Origin of the sequence: Vibrio sp. 10N.222.52.C3 (assembly GCF_041474195.1) — a bacterium.
Taxonomy (GTDB): Bacteria; Pseudomonadota; Gammaproteobacteria; order Enterobacterales; family Vibrionaceae; genus Vibrio; species Vibrio crassostreae_C.
The window spans coordinates 1-2,237 of the sequence record NZ_JBFRTQ010000206.1 but is presented as its reverse complement, the minus strand read 5'-3'; the positions used below and the strand labels follow the sequence as shown (position 1 = coordinate 2,237).

General features: G+C 35.4%; 2 protein-coding genes. Both read left to right on the top strand.

All coding sequences use genetic code 11. The features are described from left to right. Positions 1-648: 648 nt before the first annotated feature. Positions 649-1,467 carry a glycosyltransferase gene (locus AB4517_RS22145; protein ID WP_372150012.1) on the top strand — a complete coding sequence of 273 codons (819 nt, stop codon included), beginning with the start codon at positions 649-651 and terminating at the stop codon, positions 1,465-1,467. A 473-nt stretch (positions 1,468-1,940) separates the two neighbouring features. After that, positions 1,941-2,237: ISAs1 family transposase (locus AB4517_RS22140; RefSeq protein ID WP_372150009.1), on the top strand; the 297-nt coding region annotated here is incomplete at its 3' end.

Genomic DNA, 2,237 nt, shown 5'->3' with positions numbered 1-2,237 from the left:
TAATAATAGCTTACAAAATTTGGCTTGGTTGTTTCTTTACATTACTGGTATATACACAATTTATGAACTTGGATACATAAACAATGATTGTGAAACCATAAAGAATGAAAGTAACCCCACTTTAAGGCTGTCAAAATCCGAACTAGAATATTATAACGATAACCGAAAGTTGATATATATTTTTCGAGGGATTATTAGTGTCATTATTTTTTGGGCTCTTTCCTTTAGTGAAATAGCGTCGCCTTACTATGTTTTCGTTTCTTATACTGGCTTGTTAGTAATATTTTTGATTTATAATTCAGTCAGATCTATTTTAAACCTCCCATTGCACTTTTTACTGGTTTTATTTAGGTTTTCTTCATTTACGCTAGTATTTAACCTCGGTTTCGATAGTTTCGTTGCTACTATTTTAATTTTCCCGCTTATAAACTTAATTGAAAGGTCCGGGGAAGCTAGGTTTAAACTGCCATTTTTCCAGAAGAGCTTTTTCAGTAACCACGATTTATTCAGAGTAGTTTACTATACAATAGCTCTTACTTTTCTTTTGGTAGTTGATGCTTACGATCCGATACTATACACCGTTGCTTATATGTTGGTTTATCGAGCTCTTTCACCATTATTACTTAATTTTTTTACAAAGAGATAGCTATGTTTGATGTCGCAGTTCTTATTGCTGTATATAAAAATGACAATTATGAAGATTTTGTCAAAGCTATTAGATCTGTCAAGGTCAATCAAGAATCTACATCTGGCTTTGAAATAAAAATCTATTTACATGTCGATGGCACTCTTGATGATGATATGTTGGATTTTGTTGAAAATTCAGGCTTTATATATAAGACAATCTACTCTAAAAAATCCATCGGCTTAGCGAAAGGACTGAATAAGTTAATTTTGTCCTTAGAAAATGAACGTTATGTATTTCGAATGGACGCTGATGATATTTCTTTGCCGGAAAGGTTTAGAACACAAATTGATTATATGGAACATAACTCTTGTATAGACCTTTCTGGCGGTTCTATCCAGGAGTTCGTTGGTTGTTCTGGCAATATTGTTGCGACTCGCAATTATCCATTAGATCATGAAGACATATACAAAGTGATATCAAAAGCCTCTCCCTTTGCTCATGTTACGATGTGCTTCCGAGGTAGTTCTATAAGTAAAATTGGATTATATCCAGTCGAATATCCGCTGAATGAAGATATTGCTCTTTGGTATCAAGCCCTTAAAAATGGTGCAGTTTGTGGTAATATCGATGATGTTTTGGTAAAAGTTAGAATGGATGGGGCATATGATAGGCGCTCATCTTTAAAAGCGAAGAATGAATTCAGAGTATATTGGAATATCATGAAGTGGAAAAAGTCACTTAGTTTTTATCCTTTTGTTCGCTTAATTTTCAGGTTTCTACCAGTCAAATTGATCAAAATTGTGTATAAATCATTTTTAAGAAAATTAGTGACACGATAGCCCTTTTAACCGTCATTCCGCAGCCAATTTCAGATTTAAAATAATGTGATCCAGTGATCCAGTGATCGTTTGTAGCTGTTAGTACGACAGACCTCTTGACTGCGATCCCCAGTTTTGATCTATTACTGTTATTTAACGGTCACTTATTATGTCTGCTGCTCAACCTGTCATTAAACGCCTAGACTACCAGGGTTCCCACATGTTATTTTCGCAGTGTTTCTTAAGGTTTTGGGATAAAATTTCAAAAAAACGGGTTGAACTTTAGGGAAAAATCACGAACGTGCCCATGTTTAAAGGCTTCGTGGCTCAGGGCAAGATCATGAAAACCCCTTATGGAATAAGGGATGACGTGAAGTCATATTTTCACTAATTAGATACTGAAGTCACAATAACCTCAATACATCCAAGATCGATTTGATGATCAGATTTAGGTGTGATCATATACTGTTTTTTAACAGTAGATATTTAGCCTAATGAACGGATTAAGCCTTTTGGACCATATTTCAGTTATTCGAGACCCTCGCCAAGCTTGGAAAATAGAGCACACGCTAACCGACATTATCTTCTTAACAATTGCAGCAGTGATTGCTGGTGCTGAAGGTTGGGAGGATATTGAAGATTTTGGTGAAGATAACTTGGAATGGCTTAGACAGTATGGTGATTTCAAACAAGGCATACCAGTACACGATACCATTGCCCGAGTTATCAATCTTATTTCCGCCAAGCAACTGCAACGATGCTTTACTGCGTGGATGAAAGACTGTCATGAG